Below are 25,498 nucleotides of genomic sequence, written 5' to 3'. Positions count from 1 at the left end.
ACTTTATAGGTAACGGGATCGAAGTCCGCTTTTCGATAAGAAGCGTCTTTGAGAGGAGTTTTTAACATTAAATTCCGGTTATATGTAGCATAAAGCATATAGGAGATGGATCATCTCGTTGGGGATTAAAAACGGGATGAGCGAATTGTGCGCATTCATGATACTAATGTAATGTACACCAAAGACTATAGTCGTCTTTTTCTTTTATAAAGGATGATTCAATGACTTATTTTAATAAATAATCGTATTTTATTTGTTTTATTGTGAAAAATGATTTATGTTTGTAGCGCACTTATAGAAGAGTTACCTATAAAGTAATGGCTCAGATAATCAAAGTATTAGTCCTGTGTATGCTTCTTTCGCAAATGATATAATATGAGCATTTGTTTCATCTAATTTCTTAATGTTGAATGGTTTCAAGTAGGTTTCTGTCACTTTGATTGACGAATGTCCCATGGCTTCACTGATGATGCCCGGGTGAATTTCAAGATGGTAAGCTAAGGTAGCCCAGGTGTGTCGTGCGGTGTATGAACTCAGGTTTTTCGAAATTCCCAATAGATGCGCCAATTGTATCAACTGATAGTTAAATGCACGTAAAGCATATTGGTATTCCTGATAATTGATATGGCTTTTTTGCTTTTTGCTCAGAATAGGAAACAAGTAAGGTGAGTCAGGGTCGGTATCCATATATTCCAGAATAATCTCCATAGCTTCGGAAGGAATGGTTACTGTAAGTTGGCGTCCTGTTTTGTGCCGGTGGTAAGTGAGGATATTTCCTTTTAAGTCTCTCTTTTGCAGATAGGCCAAGTCGACAAAGGGAAGTCCGCGTAATAAGAACATAAGTACAAACATCTTGTGGGCACGGCAAATGACTTCTGGATGCTGTGCAGTGTGGTTCATTTGCAGTAAAAGCCCCATTTCTTCTGCTTTGAGAGATCTTTTCACATCGGCTTGGGTTCCAGTATATACAGGTTTGAACAAGCGGGGAGAGTAGGGGGCCAGTTGGCGGTCCACTGCCCGGTTGTAGACAGCGCGTAAGGCCCGCATATAGGTGGAGACGGTATTCCAGCTATTTCCTCTCAGACGGAGATAATGTTCGAATCGTTTTAGTAATGCAGGTGTCATCTGACGAAACAGGATGTTCTTGCTGCCTGTGAAAGCTCCGAATGCATTCAGGCTGGCTTGATAAATATGGGCAGTTCCGAGAAAATTACCTGCTTTTTGTTCGCTGATAATGCTATCCATAAATCGGATAAAATTTTGTTCTTTCATAATACATTTTGTTTTGATGGAGCTGTGTCAAAACTCTTTTTACCACAGATTATACAGATTATTATAGAATAATAATGTTGATAATCAGTGACTTGGTATTTGTTCAGTGTTACTCTGTATCCTCTGTGGTGAGTTTCGATACACCCTCCGGATTCCTAGTTTTTCTTTTCCCAAGATATTAATTTTCTTTTGATTAATCATTAACTATTGGTTTACGTAATTAATTGTTTGGTTCCAAATGATTAACTTTAACACATCATTAAAACAAACATTCTGTTAGTATGCTATCTATAAGATAAACAGTTGATATAAACTTGATAATTGCTTGAAACGAACTCTTTGAATGATAAGCAGATTGCTGGAATATCTGTTTGAACTTACCAAATTGATAGCTTCACATTTTTTAGTATTTTGTCTTCTTCGTCTTCTTTTGCTTTCTTTATGGAGCAGAGGCTAATCATTCTTGGCAATATATTGTTCTTACTGCAACATCTAAACTTAAAAACGTATGAAAGATCTTGTGTCCGGCATCCGTTATGATGCCTCTAATGTGATTAGTCAGGCTATAGGGCCAAGTAAAGAATTTTGCATGGGATATTTGAATCCCGGAGTTGCAAGTGGTGAAGGATATATTTCGACAATGAAATTGTCAGTCGGTACAGTCGGCGTGAAAGACCTTGATGCAATAACTGAAAAGATTGTAGCAAAGGACCGCTGTGAGAAAAACGACGCATATCTCGGACAAGTCAATCTAATGAAGGCTTCTTCATTTTGTGGACAAAATGGAGCTATCTGGGGATTTGACCTGGCAATGCACGATGACATTGCCAAAAGAAAGGAGATGCCTATCTATATGCAGGCACAGCCTGAAGGGGTAGACGTTCCTGTTTATAATATCCGTCCGTTGCTGGAGGCAACCGAACGTTTGTTCGGCCGTGCCAAAGAGCGTCGTTTTCCCATACTCCCCGGAGCTTATGTGCCGGGAGGAAGCCGAAAGGTTGTAGCATGCGGTCCCACATGGGTGTGGTCTGTGATCGGACTGGCTATTTTGAAAAACCGTAGTAAAGGAGCCTGCCTGTTTGTGAAAGACGCCGGAACTTACGGGGATGATTCGACAACGGAAGGCGAAGCAATTGGTTTTTTGGAAGGGATACTCCGGAAAGCCACCAACAGCATTGTACTTTGCGGACAGGATCAGGATGTAATTTACGACCGTATTTATATTGGTTATAAATATACGTTTGTAGAACCCGATCAGGTTGGTTGTGCTTTGTCGTGCACTCCTGCTGTCTATTTGGCCCAGAATGCTGTCCCTGCCGATATGAAACCGGCTGATCTTTGCCAGATGACCATCAGTGACTGGGAAGAGAAGTTAGGGCTGGAAGAGCTGACTATTTTTGAATAGAAGTTTGACGGTAAAACACAGGCTACGAATAGGTACACAGGTTTATGATGCTGAGAACGGATTTCTTTTCTATCCGTTCCTGGTTGTTCGTTTGTGGTGGGTGTACCTTTCGTAGCTTGTCTTTTTTTCACTGTTGTGCTATCCACCAGTCAATCATCTTACGTGCCAGACTTAGCTTCCGCGGAAGTTCCGGCAGATTATTTTTTGTATAGAAATTCCCGGAACTGAGTTCGTCATCCTGCAAGCGAATGCTGCCCCCGGCATAATCGGCAATAAAACCTACCATGAGTCCGCTCGGATAGGGCCAGGGCTGATTTCCAAAATACTGAATGTTCTTCACATCCAGTCCGGTTTCTTCTTTAACTTCCCTTTCCACACATTCCTCCAAGGTTTCTCCGGTTTCAAGGAAGCCGGCCACCAAGCTATTGAATGTACCTTTAAAGTTGCGGGCATGTACCAGTAACAAAGAATCCTCTTTGCGTACCAATACCAGAATTGCCGTTGAAATGGCGGGATAGACTTCTTTACCGCAATCCGGACACTTTTTCATAATAGGCTCTTTCTGTACCAGTGGAGTTCCACATGTGGGGCAAAAGCGGTTGCTACGGTCCCAGTACAGGATTTCGTGAGCTTTACCTGCTGCTTGGTAGTGTTCGAGCGGCAGGTAATCATAAGAAGCGCGCAACCCCATTTGTACATATTCCGGTGTTTCTGTGATCGGAGAATCTATGTAGAAACTTTTGCCGGATATGCCATCGGGCGTAGTTAGGGTGTGTACGGTTGTTCCTTCCGGTATGGCGATGGGGGCGCTTTCTCTTGAAGGGATGGAGAAAGCGTTGTTTGTCTTTTCCAGTAATAACTGATCTTGGTAGAAGATGAACCACCGGTTGTTTTTTGTATGTGTCATTTTGGATAATTCTTTTTTAACCGGTGCAAAATTATAAAAAGATACTCTCTTTCATGCCGGTCTCCTTTATAAAATATTCATCATGTGATACCAGCAGTACACTACCTGTATAATTCCGGATGGTGGCGGTGATGATCTCGATGCTGTGTATGTCCAGATTATTGGTGGGTTCATCCAGGATAAAGAGGTCAGGGGTGTTATTGCTGATCATCAGGCAACAGAAAGCGAGCCGCATTTTTTCACCTCCACTAAGCTGTTTGCAAGGTTTGTCCCAACTTGCCACCGGGAAGAGAAAGCGATTCAATATGATCTTTATTTCGTGTTCCGGCAGGGCACGTACATTGAATGATTCTGCTTGTTGAAGCACCGTCAGCTGATTGCAGATGATGGAATATTCCTGATTGAGATAGACGTAACTGAACCCGGTGCGCTCCAGTGTGCCCGAAGCAGGCAATAGTTCTCCGGTGACCAGTTTTAATAAGGTAGTTTTACCACTCCCGTTGTCTCCTTCGATACGTATCCGGTCACCGCTTTTCAGTTGGAAACTTAGGGGAGCCTTCCATAAAAACGAAATTTCATAAGTGAAGTTTATATCACGGGCAGTCAGTAATATTTTTCCCGGATGTAAAGCAGAAGCATTGAAATCGGTTTTAAGCAGTGACACTTCGCCCAACCTGTTGCGTATCTGACTTCGTTCGGCGACAAGTTTTTCCGATTTGTCCCGGTGGATGTCCGCCAGTTTGGTGGTACTTTTTTCTGCCCGGTCTTTCAGGGTATTGATGGCCATACGGGAAATGCCTTTTTGAGGAGCCGCTTTTTCGCTCCGTACATTCTGCTTGTCTTTCCGCTCGGCAACCTCACGTGCAAGCTTCCGTACTTGCCGGAGTTCTTTCTCCTTTTCATTCAGTTGTTGTTGCAAAGCACTTAGCAGAAGCTCTTTCTGCTGTTTGTAGAATTCATAGTTTCCTCCGTAAAACACAAGTGCGCTACGGCTCAGTTCGCAGGTTTCGGGAAGCAGATTGAGCAGAGTGCGGTCGTGGCTGACTACAATCAGCGTAGAACGGCATTTCTTCACCCATTCATACAGTTTGTTGCGTCCTTGGCTGTCGAGGTGATTGGTAGGTTCATCCATCAATATCACGGAAGTTTCCTGCAGTTCGATGCCTGCCAGGAATACGCGTGTCTTTTCTCCACCACTCAGTGTATGCATGGGCTGGTCAAGAGACATTGTTCCGAGCCCCCATCCATTGAGAGCTGCTGTGGCTTTTTCTTCGATGTTCCAGTCGTCATCGAGGATATTGAAGTTGACGATGGAAGTATCTCCATCCAAAATGGCATGGAGGGCTTTTCGTTTTCCGTCTATCCCGAGGGCTTCGGCAATGCTCATTTTATCATATTGTCCGAAGTGCTGGGGCACATAATAAAGAGCGAATGGACGGAGTACGGTTCCCGAACACGGTTGCAGTTGTCCGGATATGATTTGCAGCAATGTTGACTTGCCACAACCATTATTGCCGATCAGAGCCAATTGCTGTCCTTTGCTGACAGAGAAACTGAGATTTTGGAAAAGAACTTCCTTATCGGGATGGATATAGGTGATTTGTTGTACTTGGATACACATACTTGTCTATTGGTTTGAAAGTAAATACTTGCTGTTGATGATAGCGGGTAGGGGAGAGACAAACACAATAGGGGTTAAACAACACGGATTCGTGATGCTTAACAATACATGAAAAGAAGCATATGTGAAAAGTGATGTTTACCGGAAAGTGTTGTCTTACTTAGATATTCTCATGGGTATACATATGAAATTAGACTGCAAAGATAGAAGATATTCCGGCAATTACAAAAAGAGAGGGGAGAAATCTGAAACTTCTCCCCTCTTCTCGTTAAACTAATCTATTGAAAACAATTCATTCAGTCCTTCGCCCATACTTGGATGTGTAAAGATGAAATCGCGAAGGAAGGTATAATGTTGTCCGGTCTTCATCGCCATGTTTACTATGTTAATGACTTCGGAAGATTCGGCACAGAACAGCGTGCAGCCCATGATGCGTCCCGAATGGCTGTCGATGATGGCTTTCAGTATACCGTCAGTCTGTTGTAAAGTACGTGCACGTGGTAGTGCTGAGGCCGGGAGACGTGATACTTTGAAGGAATATCCCCGTCTGATGGCTTCTTCTTCGGTCAGCCCGACATGTGAAAGCGGCGGATCTATAAATACCGAGTATGCCACCGGATTGCGGTCGTCGGCCGTGTGTTCTTTGTTGCCGAAAAGGTCGTCCCGGATAATCCGGTAATCATCCAGCGAAATATAAGTAAACTGCAACCCGCCTTTTACATCACCCATTGCCCAAATGTTTGGGGAGGTGGTATGCAGGTAACCGTTTACAACAATAGCCCCGTGGCTATCCACTTCTACTCCGGCTGCCTGAAGATTCAGTCCCTCAATCATTGGCTTGCGTCCCGTAGCTACCAGGATGGCATCACCTTCTATGTCAGAAGATGTACCGCCGGCGGTATCCGTATAAGTCAGGATTACACCGTCCGTTGTATCGCGGATGGATTGTGCACGGGCGTTGAGGCGGATTTCTATTCCTTTCTTTTCGAGTGCCTCTTTTACAGCGTTTGCTATATCGCGGTCTTCGCGGGCAATAAATTTGTCACCTCCTTCGAGCACGGTCACTTTGCTTCCGAAGCTTGCATACATGGAAGCAAACTCCAGTCCGATATAACCTCCGCCCACGATAATCAGATGTCGGGGCAATACATCCAGTTCCATCAATGATGTGCTGGTATATACCCGTTTGCTGTCTTTCAGCCCGTCTATTGCCGGTATAATGCTGGTTGATCCGGTATTGATGAAAATCTTTTTTCCCTGAAGTTCGATCACTTCGTCGGGAAGGGTTACTTTCACCACATCTTTTGAAACGAACGATGCCATTCCGGTGTAAATGGTCACATTGGGGAGACTGCTCAGTTTGTCGAACATATTAGCCCTTGAAGCTGCTGTCATTTCGTTTTTCCGTGCGATGGCGGCTTTATAAGCTTCGGCCTGCTTTTCGTAACTGGTTGGGTAGAGCCAACTCACCTTTTCAGCTTCGTGGATAAGGCGTTTGGTAGGCACACAGGCTATATTGGGGCAAGTACCTCCATACATCATGGCAGAGCGTTCAATCAGTGCGACTTTCCAGCCGCGTTTGGCTAATTCGGCGGTCAGCGTCTTGCCGCCCTTGCCGAAACCGATAATAATGGCATCATATTGTTTCATAATTCTTATACTTTTAGAAGGATGTATCTTTAATGTCAGTTTATAACATTCCGTAACCCTTATTTGTTCCGTTTTTCCCAGTCGGCTTTTTTGAGGGAGTTCAGTACACGCTGCGATGAATCGGAAAGCAGGGTAACGGCACTTGCCAGAATTACGATATCTTTAATTACCAGACGTCCGGCACCGGATAGGAGCGGGAAGCCATATTCTCCGCTTCCCAGGTTCGGAACCCAGACTTCGGGAGTGGTCACCAGGAAGGAGAGTGTACCGAGTGTCATGATGATGGCCAGTGTGTCGCCGATAAGCGCCACTTTGGGGAAGAAGATGCCTAAGAATACCAGGATACCGATGGACATAATCAAAGCTCCCAATCCATAAGAGAACGTGTAGGTTCTGTTCGCTTCGTGCCATTCGCGGTTGGCCGGAACATAAGCACCTTCCGGATTTTTGTGTTCCTTATATTCGGGGGCATCTTTGGCGTAGAAGAAACTCATAAACGGACTGTTGGCTACAAATGGTACAATGCCGTCGGCCTCGTAATGAAAATACTTCAGTCCGCCGATCCAAACAAAAACAACGAGGATGGCTACGCGGATAAATTTCAGCCCGAAACCTTTCAGACCGGATGCTACTGTGAGCAGAGTGATAAATTTCTCTTTCATGCTATTTCTTTTTATGGGTTTAACTTTCTGATGCAAAGATCCGGTTTTTCCCATCGGCGGGAAATAGCAATATCGCCGGATGAATTGTCAATTCTTCCCTTCTACCGAATTTCGGTATTGCACAGGGCTTTCTCCGGTCATGTTTTTGAAGAAACGGCTGAAAGAGGACTGGTCCTCAAATCCCAGAATATCAGCAATCTCTTTCGAACTTTTGTTACTGTATAAAAGGAGTCGTTTGGCTTCTGCTTCCACCCGTTCATGGATGACGCGCAGGGGCGAAGGCAGTTTACAGGAAGAAAAGATGTTCGAGAGTGTTTTGGGTGATTTATGCAGCATGTCGGCATAATCCTGCACTTGCTTTTTAGTCCGGAAGTGTTCGTCTACCAGATTATAGTATTGGCGGATGATCTCGAAGCTGTATTCCTTCTCCTGGGTGATATTCAGTCTTTGCCGGGCGATGCGTGTACTCTGGATGATGAAACGTTTAAGCAGGATGCGGAGCATCTCTTCCTGTAGATTGTCCGATACGGTGAATTCGCGGTCCAGCAAACCCACTACATCTTCCATCGACCGCCGTTCCGATTCGTTGAGCATAAATCTCACCACGTGCGAAGAACCGTTGAACAGAAATCCACTGCACGACACTTCATGGTCATTGCCGTAAATACAATAGAAGTTGCTGTTGAACAGCACCGTCAGATACTCTCCATCGATGGACAGGAACTCCAGATGCTGGAGATTGGAGAGGGAGATCACCTCGTTTTCGGCCAGTGTCACTTCCTGATGGTCTATCTCCAGGGTAATGCTTCCTTGGCGTACCCATATGAATTTATACAAACTCTTTTCTTTCTGCAAGTTCTTTTCGGTATGATAGCTTGTGGTCAATGCAAGCATACCTTTCAGTTTTGTCTGGTAAGTTCTTATCATAATCAATCCTCCATGGCTGATGCGTCAAATGACAGGGGTAATAAATGTCCCACACTCTGTATTTCGTAAATACACTTTTTGCCGTAAAGCAATATACGTATGGGTTGTTTGTATCTTTTTTCCGTTTCCAGAATCACCTGGCGACAGGCGCCGCAAGGAGGAATCGGAGTGTCGATAAAGTCTTTTTCCGTACGTGCGGCGATGGCAAGAGTCTTCACTGCCTGGTCCGGATACTGCGAATTGGCATAGAACAACGTAGTTCGTTCGGCGCAAAGTCCGGACGGGTAGGCTGCGTTTTCCTGATTGGTTCCTGTCACTATCACTCCGTTGGCCAGCAGCGCTGCCGCACCTACCGAGAAGTGCGAGTAAGGTGCATAGCTGCGCCGGGTTGCCTCAATGGCATCATCCAATAAGGCACGGTCTGCGTCATTGAGTTCGTCATATTCATATACTTTAATTACAGAGGTAATAGTCAGGTCTTTCATGTGGGTAGGTGGTTTATAGTTCTACAAATCATGTTACAAAGTTAGAAAAGAGATTGATAATCCCAATTATTTTTATGATTTTTGTGCCGCATAACCTAACATACACAAATTATATAGATGAATAGCAAACTTCTCAGGCTGATTGCCGTAGTTACAGTTCTTGCTTTTTCTGTCGGTGCCCAGGCGCAGCGCAGGAATTCCCGTTACGTAGATTATATAAATAAGTATAGTGCCCTGGCTGTAGAGCAAATGAAGGAGCACAAGATACCCGCCAGTATCACATTGGCGCAGGGGCTGCTTGAAAGTGGTGCCGGTATGAGCACGCTGGCGCGTAAAAGTAATAACCACTTCGGCATCAAATGCGGTAGTAGCTGGAATGGACGTACCGTACGCCATGACGACGATGCCCGTAACGAATGCTTCCGTGCTTATCGCAATCCCCGTGATTCGTACGAGGACCATTCGGCATTTCTGAAACGCGGTGCCCGCTATGCTTTCTTGTTTAAACTGAAGATAACGGATTATAAAGGCTGGGCCCGTGGGTTGAAAAAGGCGGGATATGCCACCGATCCTTCGTATGCCAACCGTCTGATTACGATTATTGAAGACTACGACCTTTATAAATATGACCGTAAGGGAGGATGGAGTTCGTCAAAGAGTGAACCGACGGTACTCAATCCGCATCAGGTCTACATAGCAAACGGTATCGCTTATATTGTAGCCCGTGACGGAGATACGTTTAAGTCGTTGGGTAAAGAGTTCGATATCCGTTGGAAGAAGTTGGTGAAGTATAACGACTTGCAACGTGATTATACCTTGATGGATGGTGATATCATTTATCTGAAAGAGAAGAAAAAGAGAGCGTCGAAACCTTATACCGTTTATACCGTCAAAGACGGAGACTCCATGCATACCATTTCTCAGAAATATGCCATCCGGTTGAAGAACCTGTATAAGATGAACCGTAAGGACGGGGATTATGTTCCCGAAGTGGGAGACAGGTTGAGGCTGAGGTAGACTTTGCCGCTGCGGTATATAAGAAATGTATTAATAGCAAAAGGGTGTAGCCATACTTTATGCATGGCTACACCCTTTTGCTATTAGGGCTACACCCTTTCTGCCGGATGGCTACACCCAAACGTGTGTTTTTCACCGCAGAGAACACAGTTACGCTTTGTTACGAAACTGTACAGGGTGTTCATTATCGGACACCCTGTTTCTCTTCTTCCTGCTGAAACACAGTACTTTCCTTTTTTGGCATAAGGTTTGATCATAGAAATACAAAGAATATTTGTAAATCTATAATTGACTATATATGGACAGAGAAATTCCAAAAGAGGTGCGCAATAAAGAGCGTAATAAAAAGATTATTCGTTTTTCGGCTATCGGTATTATCGGGATAGTAGGCATTAGCCTACTAATTTCGTTGTTGCGTACGGGAGTACAGAAGAAGGATCTCGTGTTGTCTACCGTTGACAAGGGGACGATCGAGGTCAGTGTCAGTGCTTCGGGCAAAGTGGTTCCGGCTTTTGAAGAGATCATCAATTCACCGATCAACACCCGCATCGTGGAAGTATATAGAAAGGGCGGTGACAGTGTAGATGTAGGTACTCCCATCCTGAAACTCGACTTACAAAGTACGGAAACCGACTATAAAAAACTACTGGATGAAGAGCAAATGAAACGTTATAAGCTCGATCAGGCGCAGGTGAACAGCCAGACCAAATTGAGCGATATGGCCATGCAGATCAAAGTGTCGGAAATGAAACTGGCGCGGATGAAGGTGGAGCTTCGCAACGAACAATACCTCGACAGTCTTGGAGCCGGTACGACCGATAAGGTACGCCAGGCCGAATTGAGCTACAATACGTCCCGCCTCGAATTGGAACAACTCAAACAACAATATGCCAACGAGAAACAGGTAGCAGCCGCCGACCTGAAAGTGCTTGAACTCGACCTCAACATGTTCCGTAAGGGACTTGCCGAAATGAAGCGTACGTTGGACGATGCACAGATACGTTCGCCGCGCAAAGCCATCCTTACTTATATCAACAACCAGATCGGTGCGCAGATTCCTCAGGGAGGGCAGGTGGCTATCATTTCGGATCTGAGTCATTTCAAAGTGGATGGCGAGATTGCCGATACTTATGGCGACCGTGTGGCAGCGGGCGGAAAGGCTATTGTGAAAGTGGGCAGTGAGAAACTCGAGGGGACCGTAAGCAGTGTCACTCCGCTTTCAAAGAACGGAGTTATCTCTTTCTCCGTGCAACTGAAAGAAGATAATAACAAGCGGTTGCGTTCGGGACTCAAGACCGATGTATATGTGATGAATGCCGTGAAAGAAGATGTGTTGCGTATAGCCAATGCCTCTTATTATGTAGGCCGCGGCGAATACGATCTGTTCGTGATGACTTCGGACGATGAAATCGTAAAACGGAAAGTTCAGCTGGGCGATTCGAACTTTGAGTTTGTAGAAGTGGTGAGCGGACTCAATCCGGGAGACAAGGTGGTGGTCAGCGACATGACCAACTACAAAAATAAGAACAAACTCAAAGTGAAATAATACGCCGAAAAAACTTTTTAAATCAAGGCACCTTAGGGTTTAAACCAAAGGCTTGTTGGTTTTAAGCCAACGGAATTTTGGTTTAAAAGGTGGATTGTGTGCCTTTTAAGATGTGAAACTATGATAACAATTTATCTCAAACAATCTTATAATTTGCTGAAAGAGAACCGTTTCGTAAATGGAATCTCTGTAGCGGGTACCGCTTTGTCGGTGGCAGCAGTGATGCTTATTTACCTCGTTTATCAAGTAAATTTCTCTGCGTATGCGCCGGAGTCTAACCGATACCGCATCCTTTTTGTCAACAGTCTGCAAGCATGCGGGAGTGACGGGAATCCCATCAATAATGGGGGTATGAGTCACAAGGTAGTACGCGAATGTCTTTATCCTTTGCAGACGCCCGAGGCAGTGACTGCTTTTACCGACAGACAACTTCCGGTCAATATACGCGGACAGCAGTTTTATGATAAATATACGATTAAGTTTACCGATGACGGCTTCTGGAAAGTATTCGATTTCACCTTTCTTTCCGGTGTCCCCTTTACACATGCCGATTGGGAATCGGGTATACGGCAAGCGGTTATTTCTGATAAACTGGCACGTAAGTTATTTGGTACGGTTGAAGCAACAGGGCAGACTTTACGCATGAATTATGCCGATTATCAGATATGCGGTGTGGTGAAAGAGGTGAGTCAAGCTGCCGAAAACGCCTATGGAGATGTATGGGTGCCCTATACGGTCAACTCCTCCTTATTAAAGGAAAATGTTAACTATTGCGAAGGAACTACGGGGGAGTTTACCTCCTGCATCCTGGCACGTTCTTCATCCGATTTCGAACCGATCCGCAAAGAGATGCTGAAGTTGCAGGCGGCTTTCAATGCTTCGCTTACCAACACAAAACTTGACTATATGTATTCTCCCTATACCCAGTGGCAGGCCGTGCTGGGTACAAATGGTTTCGATCGGGGTACAGTGGGCGAATGGTTTAAAACTACCGGTGCGACGGTTCTTTTCCTTTTGCTCCTGCCTGCCTTGAATATAATAGGTATAACGCTGACACAGTTTCGCAAACGTCGCAGTGAGATTGGGGTTCGTAAAGCGTTCGGTGCTCGTTCGTTTTCGCTGGTAGAGCAAGTGATGACCGAGAACCTGTTGATCTCCTGCATAGGTGGGCTGATCGGACTGGTGTTGTCATACGCCTTGTTATCTCTTTGCAGGTCGTTTTTCTTTTCGGGAACTATTGCTCTGACACACGATATGCTGATACAGCCCTTCACTTTTGTTGCGGCTTTCTTTTTCACGCTGTTACTGAATTTGCTGAGTGCCGCGATCCCCGCCTGGCGGGCCTCACGGATGCCTATTACAGAGGCGTTGCATGATATGGAATAATTTTAAAAACAAAGACCCGTTATGATAAAGCAAATATTTAAGATAATATGGAACCAACGCCGCTCTAACGGTTGGATATGGATGGAACTTCTGGTCGTATTCGTTGCGCTGTGGTATCTGGTAGATATGTTTGTGGTACAGTTCTATTCCTATTCCCGTCCGTTGGGCTATGATATCACGAATTGCTGGCGGCTTTCGTTTGATGTTTATCCCGAAGATGCCGCCGAGTATGTCAGCGACACTACTCAGGCTCCTACCGAAGGCGAAGCATTGGCCCGGATCCTTGAACGCCTGCGTCGTGCCCCGGAAGTGGATAATGCTTGTGTTGCTTTCTATTCCTCACCCTATTCCGGAGGTAATTCATGGACACAGATCATGCCTTGTACGGCCGATAGCGGTAAGTTCAAAGAGCAATCCTATCACCAATATACCGTTTCTCCCGAATTTTATGATGTATTTCGTATCCGGAGCCGTGAGGGACAGCTTCTGAGTGAATTATTGAACAAAAAACAGTTGGAATATTTTATTACTCCGGATCTGGAAAAAGATTTCTTCGGTGAGGAGTCGGCAGTAGGACAGAAAGTATGTTATCCCGGCAGTAGTATGCGGGAGATACGCATTGCGGCAGTGACCGTCCCGGTTCGTATGACCGAGTTTGTGAAGCCGGAGCCCGAACTTTTCTTTACTATGAGACCGAAAGAGCTGGAACGTCAGGTGAATGCTTCCGGGGTAGCTAATATGGAGATAACCGTGCGGATGAAAGAAGATTTGACTCCGGAACAGATGGGGACTTTCCTAAACCGGATGAAGAGCCAGTTGACGGAGAATAATCTCTACGTTGCCAGCATGAAGGATATGAAGCAACAACGCAGTGAACGATTGCGGTCTGAATGGCGGAAAATCAGCATTAACCTTCTGTTGTCCGTTTTCATCTTGCTGAACGTGCTTTTCGGCATTACGGGAACTTTTTGGCTACGCATCGAGCAACGGCGTAGTGAAACCGGTCTGCGGATGGCACTGGGCAGTACACGCAGGCGGGTAGGATGGTTCTTCACTGCCGAGGGGTGGTTATTGCTGACCACCGTAACTCCGCTGGTGCTGTTTGTCATGTTCAATATGATACACATGGAAATTCCCGATTTGTACAATCTTCCTTTCTCCTGGTGGCGTTTTGCTGTCGGTTTTGGTGGGGTACTGTTGCTGATGGGGCTGATCATTGCGTTGGGCACGTGGTTGCCTGCCCGTCGGGCCATGAAGTTGCAGCCGGCGGAAGCGCTGCACTATGAATAATAAATTTAGTACCGAACAGACATGATAAAACTCTATTTCAAACAATCGTGGGCGTTGATCCGCCAGAATAAACTGTTCAGCAGTCTCTATGTGCTGGGCACAGGGCTGGCCATTGCCATGACAATGATTATTGTCATTGTGTATTATGTAAAGATTGCTCCTATCTATCCCGAAACGAACCGGTCTCAGACGATGGTGTTGACGTCGGTAGCCGTAAAAAACACCGAGCAACATTCTATGACCAAGTCCTCCTGTTCTTATCATATGCTGAAAGAATGGATCTATCCGTTGAAAAACGCGGAAGAAGTGACGGCCGTTTTGGGACGTATGTTATTGGGAAATTATGTACAGCCCGAAGATGGTGGGAATGTAATTCCCGTAATGGTGAAACAGACCGATCCTGCATTCTTCCGGGTGTTCCCGTTTGAATTCCTGGGCGGACAGGCTTTCTCACAGGCCGATTTTGAAAGCGGAATCCACAATGTAGTGCTTTCGGAGAGTGGTGCCCGCCGGATATTGGGTGACACAGAAGTGGTGGGACGTACGTTCTCGCTGAATTTTGAAGACTATCGGGTAGTGGGCGTGGTGCGTAGCGGCAGTTATATGCTCAGCGACTCTTATGCCGACGTGTATATGCCCTATACTTGTATAACCGGTTATGATCGGGGGGATAAAATGGCCAATATGGTAGGTCCTTATCAGGTGTTTATCAAACTGCCTGGGGCGGATGATGCCCCGAAGCTACGTGCTGAAATACAGGAGTTGGTTCATAAATTCAACCACTCTCAGCCCGATCTGGAAATAGACTTGAACAATCAGCCTCTTCCTTATTGGCAGTATCCTCTTAAACAAATGGGGTATTCGGAGATTGACTGGGCGAACGTATTCAAAATACATGGTTGGCTGTTGCTTGCTTTCCTGTTTGTTCCGGCCATCAACCTGGGCGGGATGATTTCCAGCCGGATGGAACAACGTCTTTCCGAGATGGGGATACGCAAAGCCTTCGGAGCCAATCGTTCGGTATTGTTAGGACAGGTGCTTTGGGAGAATCTGGCGCTCACCTGTGTAGGCGGTTTTATCGGTCTGCTGTTGTCATGGGGAGGTCTGGTGTTGGGGCGTAATTGGATTTTCGGTTTGTTCAATTCGTGGCCGGTACCCATCCCCGAAGGAGTGGAGGTTAATCTAAGTCCGGATATGTTGTTCAGTCCGTTTGTGTTTGTCCTTGCGTTCGGTACGTGTGTATTGCTCAACCTGCTTTCGGCTTTTTGTCCCGCATGGTATTCACTGCGTAAAAACATCATATATTCCATCAACGAAAAGATATAAATAGCCATGAATCAATTAATACTGAAAAACTTGTGGGCGCGCCGCAGTCGCAACCTGTGGCTATTGGCCGAGATTGTATTGGTTTGTATTGTCTCTTGGAAAATAGCGGACCCTTTGGTCGTGCTTACCCATGACCGTACGTTACCTGAGGGCTTTCGTTCCGATCATTTGTTTGTTCTTGAATTGGCGACTTTGCCGGAGAAATCCGGGAAGTTTCGTCCCGAAGAAGACGACAGCCTGTCCCGCAGGGAAAACCTGGGCCGCATTTTTCAACAGGTGAAGAATTATGAAGGTGTGGAGTCTGCTACGTTCTTTTTCAATCGTATAATGCCTTATTCCGGTAGCAGTACCACTTCTCCCCAGACGTTTAAGGGAGATTCTACCTATATGCCGGCATGGCAGATCTCTTTCCTGAACCGTTCGGACTTCTTCCGGACCATGGGATTTGAAGGTGCTGAGGGGATGACGGCCGGAGAGCTGGACGAACGTATCTTTGATAAAGATGAATATGTGCTGACAGCCAATACGTCGGAGTTCTTTTTGCATCCGGAGAGTCCTCTCACCGGGCGGACGACATGGAACAACGACAGCACTGCCGAATATCGGGTGGCGGGTGTGATAAAACCTTTTCGCTATCGAAGCTATATGCAACCTCAGCCGGTCCGTCTGAATCCCCTGTCGGTTATGCCCGAACGGTATTATTCGGATTTGCCCCAGATTGTTTTCCGAATCGGGGATCGTCTTTCCGAAGAGGTGTTTTTGCATCACTTCATCCCTTGGACGGGGAAGGAGTTGAAAGCCGGAAATATATATGTGAATTCGGTGCAGTCGTATACCGATTTGCGTAAACAGTCGGAGTTCAGTGCCGGTACTACCGATACATACCGTAAAAATATAACTTTGGGCTTGTTCTTTCTGATCAATCTCTGTCTGGGGGTGGCCGGAACGTTCTGGCTGCAAACCCGTACACGGCGGGAGGAAGTCGGCATTATGCTTTCATTCGGAGCCCGGCCGCAAAACATTGTTCGGATGCTGCTGGGTGAAGGATGGGTACTGACAACAATCGGAACGCTGTTGGGATGCCTTGTTTATTTGCAATATGCCTTGAAAGAAGGACTATACTCCACAAATTGGGGATCATGGTCACCCGAAGTGGCTTCGCCTGCTTATTGGATCAATCATTTCGGTTGGCACTTCCTGGCAACTTCCCTGATGGTGTACATCTTGTTGCTGATTGTCGTTTCAGTCGGCATTTGGATACCTGCCCGGAAGATTAGCCGCATCAATCCGGTAGATGCTTTGCGTGATGAATAACTATTAAAATTACATACTATGATAAAACTTTATTTAAAACAATCGTGGATGTTGATCCGTCAGAACAAGTTGTTCAGCAGTCTGTATGTACTGGGTACGGGGCTTGCCATTGCCATGACGATGATTATTGCCATTGTGTATTATATTAAAATAGCTCCTATTTATCCGGAAGTGAACCGTTCGGTGACGATGCGGATGAAAGGGGTGAGTGCCATGCATGTGAAAGGAGGCGGAAATTCATATCTCTGTTCTTATGAAATGCTGAAAGAGTGGTTCTACCCACTGAAATCAGCGGAGCTGGTTACCGCTGTAAACGAACACTTTCTGAACCGGGAGGGGGCTTATATACAACCGGCCGGGGGAGGTGAGCAGATACCGGCTTTGGTAAAGTATACCGATCCTAATTTTTTTCGGTTATTTGAGTTTGAATTTTTGAACGGGAAGCCTTTTTCGGAAGCGGATTTAGCCAGTGGGATCCGTAATGTAGTACTTTCTGACCGGATGGCCCGCCGCATTTTTGGCAGGACCGATGTGGTTGGGCAAACGTTTAAACTGGATTTCAAAGAGTCTAAAGTCGTCGGAGTGGTACGTGAGGGCAGTTATCTGTTGCCGGCATCTTACGGGCAAATCTATATGCCCTATTCTTGCTTGCCAGGATATGACAGTAACAATGATGGCAGTCATAAAGTCGGTACCTATATCGTTTATTTTAAGGTTCGCCAGAAAGAAGATATGCCGAAACTGTATGCGGAGGTCAATGAAATGGTGCATAAATACAATATTTCCCAGAAAGAATATACAGTTGATATTTTTCATCAGCCGGATCCGTATTGGCAGACGTGGTTCAGAGAGGGCAATACGAACGAGATTGATTGGATGTCGGTCATTAAACTGTATGGAGGAGCTCTTTTGGCTTTGTTGTTAGTGCCTGCTATTAATTTGAGTGGGATGATATCCAGTCGCATGGACGATCGTCTGGCGGAAATGGGGATACGAAAAGCGTTCGGGGCCAATCGGAAACAATTATTGAATCAAGTGTTATGGGAAAATCTGCTTCTTACTTGCATCGGCGGGCTGATGGGACTTATTGTTTCATGGGGGCTGCTTGTGTTAGGGCGTAATTGGGTATTTAGCCTGTTCGACAAATATCCGACAGTTGTGTCCGACGGAGTCGATGTGGCTATCAATCCGCAAATGCTGTTCAGTCCTTTAATGTTTTGCGTAACATTTGCTTTTTGTTTGATACTGAACCTGCTCTCTGCCTGGTGGCCCACATGGCGCTCGTTGCACAACGATATTATTGACTCACTTAACACTAAGAAATAAATCATGATACGACTTATAATAAAGAACCTCTGGGCCCGTCGCCGGAAAAACGGATGGCTGTTGGCCGAATTGATATTGGTATCGATCGTCACGTGGGTGATTGTCGATCCGTTAGTAGTGTTGACACACGATCGGAATCTGCCGGAGGGCTATCGTCCCGATCATCTTTTCTTGCTTCAGTTGGCATCGTTCCCTGCCGAATCGGAGCAATTTCATGCCGAAGAGAATGATACATTGGCGCGTAAAGCCAATTTTGAGCGGTTGCTCGACAAGTTGAAACATTATGAAGGAGTAAAGTATACTACTTTCATCTTGAATGGCCAATATCCTTCATCGAATTCCACGAGTAACGGTAATACGATGTTCGATACCATTCCGGTCCGCACTCTCCGTCTTACTTTCATGCCCCACACCGATTATTTCCGGACTATGGGGATGGAGGGAGCCGAAGGTATGACGGCCGAACAATTGGATAACCGTGACTTCCGTTGGACCGAATCGGTATTGACTGCGGACGTAGCGTATCGGCTGAAGGATGGAAAACCGCTTTACGGACGTCGTTTGGGGGAAAATGGAGATGATGAAGACTATCGGGTGGGAGGAGTGATCGCCCCTCTTCGTTACCGGAGTTATATGCAACCCATGCCCATAGAGTTATGCGTGTTTGAAGAGTTTCCTGATTATATGTACTATTATCTTCCGTTAATCGCTTTTCGTATAGACGACAATCTGTCGGAGAAGGCTTTTCTGCATCACTTCCGTGAGTGGATGGATAAAGGACTGACGGTAGGCAACTATTATGTGAAGTCTGTACGGTCCTTCAGCAGCATTCAGGATCAACATGAGTTTTCTGAAGGTATCACTAACCAGTATCGCCTGAACCTGGCTTTAGGTATATTCTTTTTAGTGAACCTTTGTTTGGGAGTGGCCGGAACTTTCTGGATGCAGACCCGTTCGCGCCGTGAAGAGGTAGGCATCATGCTTTCTTTCGGCGGTAATCCTTCACATATCACCCGCCTGCTTTTATACGAAGGTTGGGTGCTGACCACATTGGGGACGTTGATAGGCTGCTTGCTCTATTTGCAATATGCGTTGAAGGATGGTCTCTATACTACCTGTACCGGTTCGGAAGAGACGATGCCTGTTTATTGGATTAACCATTTCGGTCTGCATTTTGCGGCTGTTTCCCTGATTGTATACCTTTTGCTGTTGATTGTTGTTTCTATCGGAATCTGGATGCCGGCACACAAACTCAGCCGCATCAATCCGGTGGATGCTTTGCGGGACGAATAACCAATAAATAAAATAAATTGCTATGATGGTATTATACTTCAAACAGGCCTGGCAACTCCTGAAACAGAATCCTTTATTCAGTAGTGTGTACATACTCGGTACAGGACTGGGGATTGCCATGACCATGAGCCTGGTGATCATCTGTTACATCAAGATGGCTCCGGTCTATCCCGAAGAGAACCGGAACCGTATCCTGGTCAGTAAAGGAATGACTGTTGTAGAGCAGAAAAACCAGGAGAATTGGTTCAGTTCTCACGTATCCTTTCAGGCAGTGAAGCGTTTTTATTATCCGCTGAAGAGTACCGAGGCTGTAGGGGCATCTATGGATGGGCGCAGTACATCATTACTTGAATTGCCTGGTGACGGAGATTTGAAAGAGGTACAGGTGAAGCTGGTAGATGCCGGGTTCTGGAAGGTGTTTCAATTTGCCTTTGTAGACGGCAAGCCGTTTAGTCAGGCCGATTTTGATTCCGGATTACGAAAAGCTGTCATTTCGCGTACAATGGCTCGCCAGCTTTTTGGAGAGACTCCACCGGTAGGTCGTACTTTTGTTCTTGATTCCGATGAATATAGAGTATGTGGAGTTGTAAAAGATGTTTCCTTCATTACCCCTGCTACGTATGCGGATATTTGGTTACCACTGACGGTTGATTCCGATATTATAAAGGATAATAAGGGTGGCTATGAGTTGGTAGGTGATCTGAATGTCTATATGTTGGCTCCTTCTGTCGATGCTAAAGATAAGGTAATTACAGAGGTACGTGACGTGTTCCGCAAATATAATTATTCTCAGAAAAAATACAGTGTCGATTTACATGGGCAACCGGTATCTTACTGGAAAAGTATTTTTTATGAATATTCTAATTCGGCACCCGACTGGGGAGAGCTGTTACGAGTGTATGGCACTATCCTGTTAGCTTTATTATTTGTTCCGGCACTGAATCTGGCAGGAATGATTGCTTCACGTATGAAGCGCCAGCTTTCCGAATTGGGCATACGTAAGGCTTTCGGTGCTTCCAAAACTTCGCTTCTGTTGCAGGTATTTTGGGAAAATCTGTTTCTTACTGGCATCGGAGGTCTGTTCGGTTTGTTACTTTCGTATCTGATTGTCTATTGTGGCCGGAACTGGCTTCCGGACCTGTTGTCTTTCTCGGTAGATGTGATGCCCGAGGGAGTCGATAGCTTCTTGACTCCCGGTATGTTGCTGAATCCGGTGGTGATAGGTATTACCTTCATGGTCAGCTTGGTGCTGAATGTATTGTCGGCTCTGATTCCGGCTTTACATGCTTTGAAGAAAGATATTGTATATTCGCTTAACGAAAAAAGATAAAAGATATGAACCTGATGATGATACTCCGCCAGTTGTGGAACCAGCGTGCTGCCAATGGATGGATTCTGGGAGAACTGGTGGTTGTGACTTATTTTTTATGGGGAGTAGTCGACCCTGTGTACGTATTATTATCCGATAAGGCATTGCCCGATCATTATGATCTTACCGATACTTACCTGCTCAGTATAGGTGAATATTCAACTAACCATACCAAATATAAACCGGAGATGGCTTCCGATTCGCTGAAACGTATTGACTTTATGCGCATCGTAGATCAGGTACGCCGCTATCCGGGTGTTTCTAATGTGACTGTCAGCCTTTTTAATTCTTATCCGCAAAGCGGGGGCTGGAACGGAGGACAGGTTTTCAATGATACGATCCTTGCATATTCACAGCAGATGACCTTCCTTTCCGGAACCGACTATTTTGGAGTTTTTCGTATACACGATGCACGGACAGGACAAATTCCTCCGGTACTTGCGGAAGGAGAACAGGGGATCTACCTGACTCCTGATCTCGCAGAGAAGTTGTTCGGCGAGAAATATCCGCAAAATAAATGGGTGCATTGGGGAGATACGACCCGTAAGTTTCCGTTGACCGCTATAATCGACCCCGTACAGATAAGAAGTAATAACCAACCCGGTCCTCTGATATTCAAGACTACTTCTGAATTGAAACATCTTCCGGGCAGAGTGCGGATTTGTTTCCGGGTGCGTGATGGACTCGCTTCACCTGTTTTCACTGAGACATTTAAACGTGAAATGCGTCCCCGAATGCAGATCGGGAACTATTATCTGGCATCGCTTACGGATTTCAGGACGGAAAGTAAAAATTTTGAGTATTATATGGGAACTACGGGGACTATCCGGTTGCAGACCATTCTCGCTTTATTTTTTCTGTTGTGTGTCTTTTTGGGGATGGGGGGTACCTTTTGGCTGCGTTGCAATGCCCGCCGGGAGGAAATAGGGCTCTATATGGCAATGGGGTCTAACCGCCACCGGTTGATCCGGCAGTTTCTTTTTGAAGCCTGGTGGATGGTGACTATCGCATTTGTAGTAGGAGCATTGGTACAACTTCAAATAGTATATCTGAATGGCTTTGCTTTCCCGCCGGATAATCCGAACCCGGATTATATACAGAATCGTCCGGTGTTGCACTTCCTTATTGTATCGGTTATTTCGTATGTTCTGATTCTGGCTGTTTCGTTTGTGGCAACTTATATTCCGGTTTCAAAAGCAGCACGGATGAATCCTGCGGATGCTTTGCGGGACGAGTAACCGGATTGGTTGGCAAATACCTCTACCACAGAGGAGATATGAAGTAACACAGATTATTTATATTGATCAGCAGTGACTTAAATTTTCCTCTGTGTTTCTCTGTGTTCTCTGTGGTGAGTTTTGGCACATCTCCATGATTTCAAAGAACTTTGGACGGTATATAACTTTTTTAAATATCAGTTCTGCGAATATCTGTATTCGTTGGGCGTTACTCCCGTGATTTTCTTGAAAAACAAGCAGAATAACTGCGTGTTAGAAAATCCCAGTTGACCGGCTATTGCTTTGATTGTATTCTCTTTATCAAGTAGCATTCTCTTTGCGGTTTCCATTCTTTTTAACTGGAAGAACTCCAGTAAGGTTTTACCGGTTTCAAACGTGAGTAAATCTTCAAAATAGGCAACGGAGAGCTTTAAATTTTCAGCACAATATGCGGAGGTAGGCGGACCTTCCCACTTTAGCTTACCGGAATAAATATAATCATCCAATAAACGGTCCGTTTTGTCGAGCAGCACTTTATTCTTGTTCTCCCTGGTGATAAACTGCCGTTCGTAGAACCGGGTACAATAATCCAACAATAGTTCGATGTATCGTGAAATCAGTGTTTGGCTATGGCGGTCTATCGGGTGATGTAATTCCTCGTCCATTTCCCGTAGGCATTCTATAATCTTATCCTTTTCGCGTTGGGACAGATGTAAAGCCTCTTCTTTCCGGTAGAAAAAGAAAGTATATTCTTGAATGTTTTTTTCAAGTGTGGTACCATAAAGCAGATCGGGATGGAAAGCCAGTAACCATCCCTGCTGTGGGAGTACTCTGTTTTTGTGGATGTCGAAGGTTTGTTCCGGAGGGAGGAAAACCATTGTCGCATTGGAATAGTCATAAGCTTTGCGTCCGCAACAACAGCAGTCCTCTATGTCGTTCTCCATCAACAGTATTGTGTAAAAATCGAATTTAATGCTGTGCTGTTCCACATTCGTATGGTCCAGACGGATAATGCTTGCCTGTGGATGCAGCGTCTTGCATCCCAGGCAGCGGTTGCATTGATGCACCGTTTTGATATCTAATGTTTCTTTACCGGAAGAGGCCATCATACTTGAATTATCCTGTATTCTGTCGGGGTACAGCCAACATTCTTTTTAAATATGCGTGTGAAATGTTGTGGGTATTGGAATCCCAGTTCATATGCAATCTCACTGACTGTTTTTTCTGAAGCCAATATCTTTTCTTTGGCTACATTTATTATTTTACCCTGGATGTATTCCTGAGCAGTCTTACCCGTTTCTTTTTTAACCAGGTCGCCGAAATAGTTGGAAGACAAGTTTACCTTATCTGCAAAATATTTCACTGTGGGTAATCCTTCGGTTTGCGACTGCTCACTTTGGAAGTAGAGATCCAATAGTTCTTCGAACTTCACCAGTACGTCCTTGTTCACTTTTGAACGTGTGACGAACTGCCGTTCATAGAAACGCATGCAATAGTCCAATAATAATTCGATATTTCTTGAAATCAGGCGTTTGCTGTGCTTGTCTATCGGACGTGATAATTCCAACTGGACTTTATCCAGGCAATCCTGAAAGATCTTTTTCTCTTCGTCCGAAAGATGAAGGGCTTCATTTGAAGCGTATGAAAAGAATGAATACTGTTTGATTTCCTGTCCCAGAGATGTGCCGCGTATCAGGTCGGGATGAAATAGTATACCGTGTGACTTCGGACGTATCCCGTCAGTCACCTTTACCTCTACTACCTGTCCGGGGGCAAAACTTGTTACTGTGCCTTCTTGATAGTCATACATCTGCCGTCCGTAGCGTAGATCGCCGCACTTTGTTTGTTTCAGAAACAAAGCGTACAGTCCGTAGTTGAGGGTGAAGTGTGTGGGGAACAACGTGGCTTTCGACAAGTCGACTACTGTCACCAAAGGGTGCAATGTTTCGAGACCGTACATCTGGTTATACTGGTCTACCGAATTGAGCTTAATTACTTCTTCCATAGGGCATATTGTTATTTATCTGTGACAAATGTAGGGATTTTCATCATATGTAGTATGGGTTGGAGGAATAAAACCGGAATAGGGGTAAGAATATCCGTAATTGAGGTAATTACATCCGTAATCCGGGTATACGATGAGAACGGAAAGGTGCCTAAATTTGCATCATAAATTTATAATCTTATGAAAATGAAACATTTTATATGGGTATCGGCAATGATAACGTTGCTGTGCTATACCACAAATTCTTTAAATGCACAGAATATGAAAAAAGAAGAAGTTCTACAAAATCCGAGTGTGTTTCCCATAGGAGATGCAAACGTGCAATATGCGAAGTTTTTTATAGGGCAGTCCTATCTGGCACGCTTGACACAGAATGATGAATTGAATTGTCCTGTCAGCAATGTGACTTTCGAGCCCGGATGCCGTAACAATTGGCACAGCCATACGGGCGGACAAATCCTGATAGCTGTCGGAGGAAGAGGGTATTATCAGGAAAAAGGGAAAAATGCCCGTCTGTTACTGCCCGGAGATGTAGTGGAGATAGCTCCGGATGTAGTGCATTGGCATGGAGCCGCCCCTGACAGTTGGTTTTCGCATCTGGCCATCGAATGTAATCCTGAAACCAACCAAAATACTTGGTTGGAACCTGTAGATGATCAGGCATACGCTGAGGCAACTTCCCCCCAAGGGATAGCTGCAACGAGTGTTTCCCGCAATGGCACGACGAGGTTTATCAACCTCGGAAACAACCTTGCACAGACCGATCCCGAACTGGAGGAAATATTCACTAATTTTGCTTTTGGCGAAACACAGCAATATGGTGATTTGGATACTCGTATGCGGATTTTGGTTACAATGGCTTCCACCATTGCCATGAGTACTGCGGGAGAGTATCAAAAAACACTCCAGGCCGCTTTTGTCAACGGAATTACCCCGCTTGAAATAAAAGAAGTGCTTTATCATGCCGTTCCTTATGTGGGTATGGCAAAGGTTGCGGAATTGATTTCTATAGCCAATGGATTCTTGTCGTCAAAAGGAGTGAAGTTGCCTTTGGAGCCACAGGCGGTGATAACTTCCGAAAACCGTATGGAGAAGGGACTTGCTTTGCAGAAATCCATTTTTGGCGAACGAATAGACAAAATGTATGAAACCGCACCCCAAGGACAATTGCATTTTCAGGAATATCTTTCCGCCAACTGTTTCGGTGATTATCAAACGCGTCCGGTTCTGGATGTAAAAACGCGTGAAATGTTAACTTTTGCCATCCTTGTGTCACTTGGTGGCTGTGAGGCGCAGCTCAAAGGCCATATTCAAGGCAATATAAATGTTGGCAATGATAAATCTGTGTTGCTGACTGTCATTACTCAATTGTTGCCCTACATTGGTTATCCGCGTACACTCAATGCATTGGCTTGCTTAAATGAGATTGTTCCGGAGGATAAGTAAATCAGGCAGTTCGTTAACGGGCAGTATGTTCATT

Annotated in this window: 21 protein-coding genes; 12 read left to right on the top strand and 9 right to left on the bottom strand. The window is 45.3% G+C overall.

The window, feature by feature from the left end; genetic code table 11:
* Nucleotides 1-330: 330 nt before the first annotated feature.
* The gene (locus tag ISX59_RS03190) at nt 331-1,272 is read right to left on the bottom strand and encodes a site-specific integrase (RefSeq protein WP_220575670.1); all 942 of its coding nucleotides are present in this window, start codon (nt 1,270-1,272) and stop codon (nt 331-333) included.
* A gap of 508 nt (nt 1,273-1,780) precedes the next feature.
* Here ISX59_RS03190 and ISX59_RS03185 point away from each other — a divergent pair.
* Nucleotides 1,781-2,677: a histidine decarboxylase, pyruvoyl type gene (locus ISX59_RS03185; RefSeq protein ID WP_122330305.1), complete on the top strand. Its 897-nt coding sequence runs from the start codon at nt 1,781-1,783 to the stop codon at nt 2,675-2,677.
* A gap of 127 nt (nt 2,678-2,804) precedes the next feature.
* Here ISX59_RS03185 and nudC read toward each other — a convergent pair whose 3' ends face one another.
* From nudC to cdd, 6 genes are all read right to left on the bottom strand, one after another.
* The gene (gene nudC / locus ISX59_RS03180; protein WP_220575669.1) at nt 2,805-3,584 is read right to left on the bottom strand and encodes an NAD(+) diphosphatase; all 780 of its coding nucleotides are present in this window, start codon (nt 3,582-3,584) and stop codon (nt 2,805-2,807) included.
* Between the two features lie 31 nt (nt 3,585-3,615).
* Nucleotides 3,616-5,205 carry an ABC-F family ATP-binding cassette domain-containing protein gene (locus ISX59_RS03175; protein WP_220575668.1) on the bottom strand — a complete coding sequence of 530 codons (1,590 nt, stop codon included), beginning with the start codon at nt 5,203-5,205 and terminating at the stop codon, nt 3,616-3,618.
* A 273-nt stretch (nt 5,206-5,478) separates the two neighbouring features.
* Nucleotides 5,479-6,855 carry an FAD-dependent oxidoreductase gene (locus tag ISX59_RS03170; RefSeq protein ID WP_220575667.1) on the bottom strand — a complete coding sequence of 459 codons (1,377 nt, stop codon included), beginning with the start codon at nt 6,853-6,855 and terminating at the stop codon, nt 5,479-5,481.
* A 59-nt stretch (nt 6,856-6,914) separates the two neighbouring features.
* Entirely contained in the window at nt 6,915-7,517 is a 603-nt protein-coding gene (locus tag ISX59_RS03165) for a DUF417 family protein (protein ID WP_005809464.1), read from the bottom strand.
* Between the two features lie 87 nt (nt 7,518-7,604).
* Complete coding sequence (locus tag ISX59_RS03160; protein ID WP_005776259.1) at nt 7,605-8,444, bottom strand: AraC family transcriptional regulator; 840 nt, start codon at nt 8,442-8,444, stop codon at nt 7,605-7,607.
* Nucleotides 8,445-8,446: 2 nt separating this feature from the next.
* Nucleotides 8,447-8,929, bottom strand: coding sequence for a cytidine deaminase (gene cdd / locus ISX59_RS03155; RefSeq protein WP_005809459.1), 483 nt, complete (start codon nt 8,927-8,929; stop codon nt 8,447-8,449).
* 117 nt (nt 8,930-9,046) lie between these two features.
* Here cdd and ISX59_RS03150 point away from each other — a divergent pair, with 117 nt between their 5' ends.
* The 10 genes from ISX59_RS03150 to ISX59_RS03105 all read left to right on the top strand — a co-directional run bounded on the left by ISX59_RS03150 (nt 9,047) and on the right by ISX59_RS03105 (nt 22,034).
* Nucleotides 9,047-9,946, top strand: a complete 900-nt coding sequence (locus tag ISX59_RS03150; protein WP_220575666.1) for a glucosaminidase domain-containing protein — start codon at nt 9,047-9,049, stop codon at nt 9,944-9,946.
* Between the two features lie 298 nt (nt 9,947-10,244).
* Entirely contained in the window at nt 10,245-11,492 is a 1,248-nt protein-coding gene (locus ISX59_RS03145) for an efflux RND transporter periplasmic adaptor subunit (protein ID WP_005776262.1), read from the top strand.
* A 120-nt stretch (nt 11,493-11,612) separates the two neighbouring features.
* Nucleotides 11,613-12,878 carry an ABC transporter permease gene (locus ISX59_RS03140; RefSeq protein ID WP_005809456.1) on the top strand — a complete coding sequence of 422 codons (1,266 nt, stop codon included), beginning with the start codon at nt 11,613-11,615 and terminating at the stop codon, nt 12,876-12,878.
* A 21-nt stretch (nt 12,879-12,899) separates the two neighbouring features.
* Nucleotides 12,900-14,168 (top strand): ABC transporter permease, encoded by a 1,269-nt coding sequence (locus ISX59_RS03135; protein ID WP_005776265.1) that lies wholly within the window; start codon nt 12,900-12,902, stop codon nt 14,166-14,168.
* 21 nt (nt 14,169-14,189) lie between these two features.
* Nucleotides 14,190-15,494: an ABC transporter permease gene (locus ISX59_RS03130; protein ID WP_022012343.1), complete on the top strand. Its 1,305-nt coding sequence runs from the start codon at nt 14,190-14,192 to the stop codon at nt 15,492-15,494.
* 6 nt (nt 15,495-15,500) lie between these two features.
* Nucleotides 15,501-16,808, top strand: coding sequence for an ABC transporter permease (locus ISX59_RS03125; protein WP_022012342.1), 1,308 nt, complete (start codon nt 15,501-15,503; stop codon nt 16,806-16,808).
* 18 nt (nt 16,809-16,826) lie between these two features.
* The gene (locus tag ISX59_RS03120) at nt 16,827-18,134 is read left to right on the top strand and encodes an ABC transporter permease (protein WP_005776268.1); all 1,308 of its coding nucleotides are present in this window, start codon (nt 16,827-16,829) and stop codon (nt 18,132-18,134) included.
* Nucleotides 18,135-18,137: 3 nt separating this feature from the next.
* Complete coding sequence (locus tag ISX59_RS03115; RefSeq protein WP_122200236.1) at nt 18,138-19,427, top strand: ABC transporter permease; 1,290 nt, start codon at nt 18,138-18,140, stop codon at nt 19,425-19,427.
* A 22-nt stretch (nt 19,428-19,449) separates the two neighbouring features.
* The gene (locus ISX59_RS03110; protein ID WP_005809443.1) at nt 19,450-20,757 is read left to right on the top strand and encodes an ABC transporter permease; all 1,308 of its coding nucleotides are present in this window, start codon (nt 19,450-19,452) and stop codon (nt 20,755-20,757) included.
* A 5-nt stretch (nt 20,758-20,762) separates the two neighbouring features.
* Nucleotides 20,763-22,034, top strand: a complete 1,272-nt coding sequence (locus ISX59_RS03105) for an ABC transporter permease (protein WP_032537352.1) — start codon at nt 20,763-20,765, stop codon at nt 22,032-22,034.
* A gap of 176 nt (nt 22,035-22,210) precedes the next feature.
* Here the strand turns inward: ISX59_RS03105 and ISX59_RS03100 are convergent, their stop codons facing one another.
* A complete protein-coding gene (locus ISX59_RS03100) occupies nt 22,211-23,122 on the bottom strand; it encodes an AraC family transcriptional regulator (RefSeq protein WP_005809439.1) in 912 nt (303 codons plus the stop codon).
* Nucleotides 23,119-24,018 carry an AraC family transcriptional regulator gene (locus tag ISX59_RS03095; RefSeq protein WP_005809437.1) on the bottom strand — a complete coding sequence of 300 codons (900 nt, stop codon included), beginning with the start codon at nt 24,016-24,018 and terminating at the stop codon, nt 23,119-23,121. The genes ISX59_RS03100 and ISX59_RS03095 overlap by 4 nt, the downstream gene beginning before the upstream one ends.
* A gap of 180 nt (nt 24,019-24,198) precedes the next feature.
* Between ISX59_RS03095 and ISX59_RS03090 the strand changes: the two genes are divergently transcribed.
* Nucleotides 24,199-25,464: a carboxymuconolactone decarboxylase family protein gene (locus tag ISX59_RS03090; RefSeq protein ID WP_220575665.1), complete on the top strand. Its 1,266-nt coding sequence runs from the start codon at nt 24,199-24,201 to the stop codon at nt 25,462-25,464.
* Nucleotides 25,465-25,498: the final 34 nt, after the last annotated feature.

It is taken from the genome of Bacteroides sp. FSHCM14E1 (assembly GCF_019633785.1).
Lineage (GTDB): Bacteria > Bacteroidota > Bacteroidia > Bacteroidales > Bacteroidaceae > Bacteroides > Bacteroides hominis.
This window is presented reverse-complemented; position numbering and strand designations above follow the sequence as displayed.

Bases quoted from the DNA above. Each gene is read 5' to 3' on its own strand.
- ISX59_RS03165 (WP_005809464.1), bottom strand. From the start codon at position 7,517: ATGAAAGAGAAATTTATCACTCTGCTCACAGTAGCATCCGGTCTGAAA.
- ISX59_RS03105 (WP_032537352.1), top strand. From the start codon at position 20,763: ATGAACCTGATGATGATACTCCGCCAGTTGTGGAACCAGCGTGCTGCC.
- ISX59_RS03175 (WP_220575668.1), bottom strand. From the start codon at position 5,205: ATGTGTATCCAAGTACAACAAATCACCTATATCCATCCCGATAAGGAA.
- ISX59_RS03090 (WP_220575665.1), top strand. From the start codon at position 24,199: ATGAAAATGAAACATTTTATATGGGTATCGGCAATGATAACGTTGCTG.
- ISX59_RS03150 (WP_220575666.1), top strand. From the start codon at position 9,047: ATGAATAGCAAACTTCTCAGGCTGATTGCCGTAGTTACAGTTCTTGCT.
- ISX59_RS03145 (WP_005776262.1), top strand. From the start codon at position 10,245: ATGGACAGAGAAATTCCAAAAGAGGTGCGCAATAAAGAGCGTAATAAA.
- ISX59_RS03140 (WP_005809456.1), top strand. From the start codon at position 11,613: ATGATAACAATTTATCTCAAACAATCTTATAATTTGCTGAAAGAGAAC.
- ISX59_RS03120 (WP_005776268.1), top strand. From the start codon at position 16,827: ATGATAAAACTTTATTTAAAACAATCGTGGATGTTGATCCGTCAGAAC.
- ISX59_RS03100 (WP_005809439.1), bottom strand. From the start codon at position 23,122: ATGATGGCCTCTTCCGGTAAAGAAACATTAGATATCAAAACGGTGCAT.
- ISX59_RS03190 (WP_220575670.1), bottom strand. From the start codon at position 1,272: ATGAAAGAACAAAATTTTATCCGATTTATGGATAGCATTATCAGCGAA.
- ISX59_RS03135 (WP_005776265.1), top strand. From the start codon at position 12,900: ATGATAAAGCAAATATTTAAGATAATATGGAACCAACGCCGCTCTAAC.
- ISX59_RS03170 (WP_220575667.1), bottom strand. From the start codon at position 6,855: ATGAAACAATATGATGCCATTATTATCGGTTTCGGCAAGGGCGGCAAG.
- ISX59_RS03115 (WP_122200236.1), top strand. From the start codon at position 18,138: ATGATACGACTTATAATAAAGAACCTCTGGGCCCGTCGCCGGAAAAAC.
- nudC (WP_220575669.1), bottom strand. From the start codon at position 3,584: ATGACACATACAAAAAACAACCGGTGGTTCATCTTCTACCAAGATCAG.
- ISX59_RS03160 (WP_005776259.1), bottom strand. From the start codon at position 8,444: ATGATAAGAACTTACCAGACAAAACTGAAAGGTATGCTTGCATTGACC.
- ISX59_RS03185 (WP_122330305.1), top strand. From the start codon at position 1,781: ATGAAAGATCTTGTGTCCGGCATCCGTTATGATGCCTCTAATGTGATT.
- ISX59_RS03125 (WP_022012342.1), top strand. From the start codon at position 15,501: ATGAATCAATTAATACTGAAAAACTTGTGGGCGCGCCGCAGTCGCAAC.
- ISX59_RS03095 (WP_005809437.1), bottom strand. From the start codon at position 24,018: ATGGAAGAAGTAATTAAGCTCAATTCGGTAGACCAGTATAACCAGATG.
- ISX59_RS03130 (WP_022012343.1), top strand. From the start codon at position 14,190: ATGATAAAACTCTATTTCAAACAATCGTGGGCGTTGATCCGCCAGAAT.
- cdd (WP_005809459.1), bottom strand. From the start codon at position 8,929: ATGAAAGACCTGACTATTACCTCTGTAATTAAAGTATATGAATATGAC.
- ISX59_RS03110 (WP_005809443.1), top strand. From the start codon at position 19,450: ATGATGGTATTATACTTCAAACAGGCCTGGCAACTCCTGAAACAGAAT.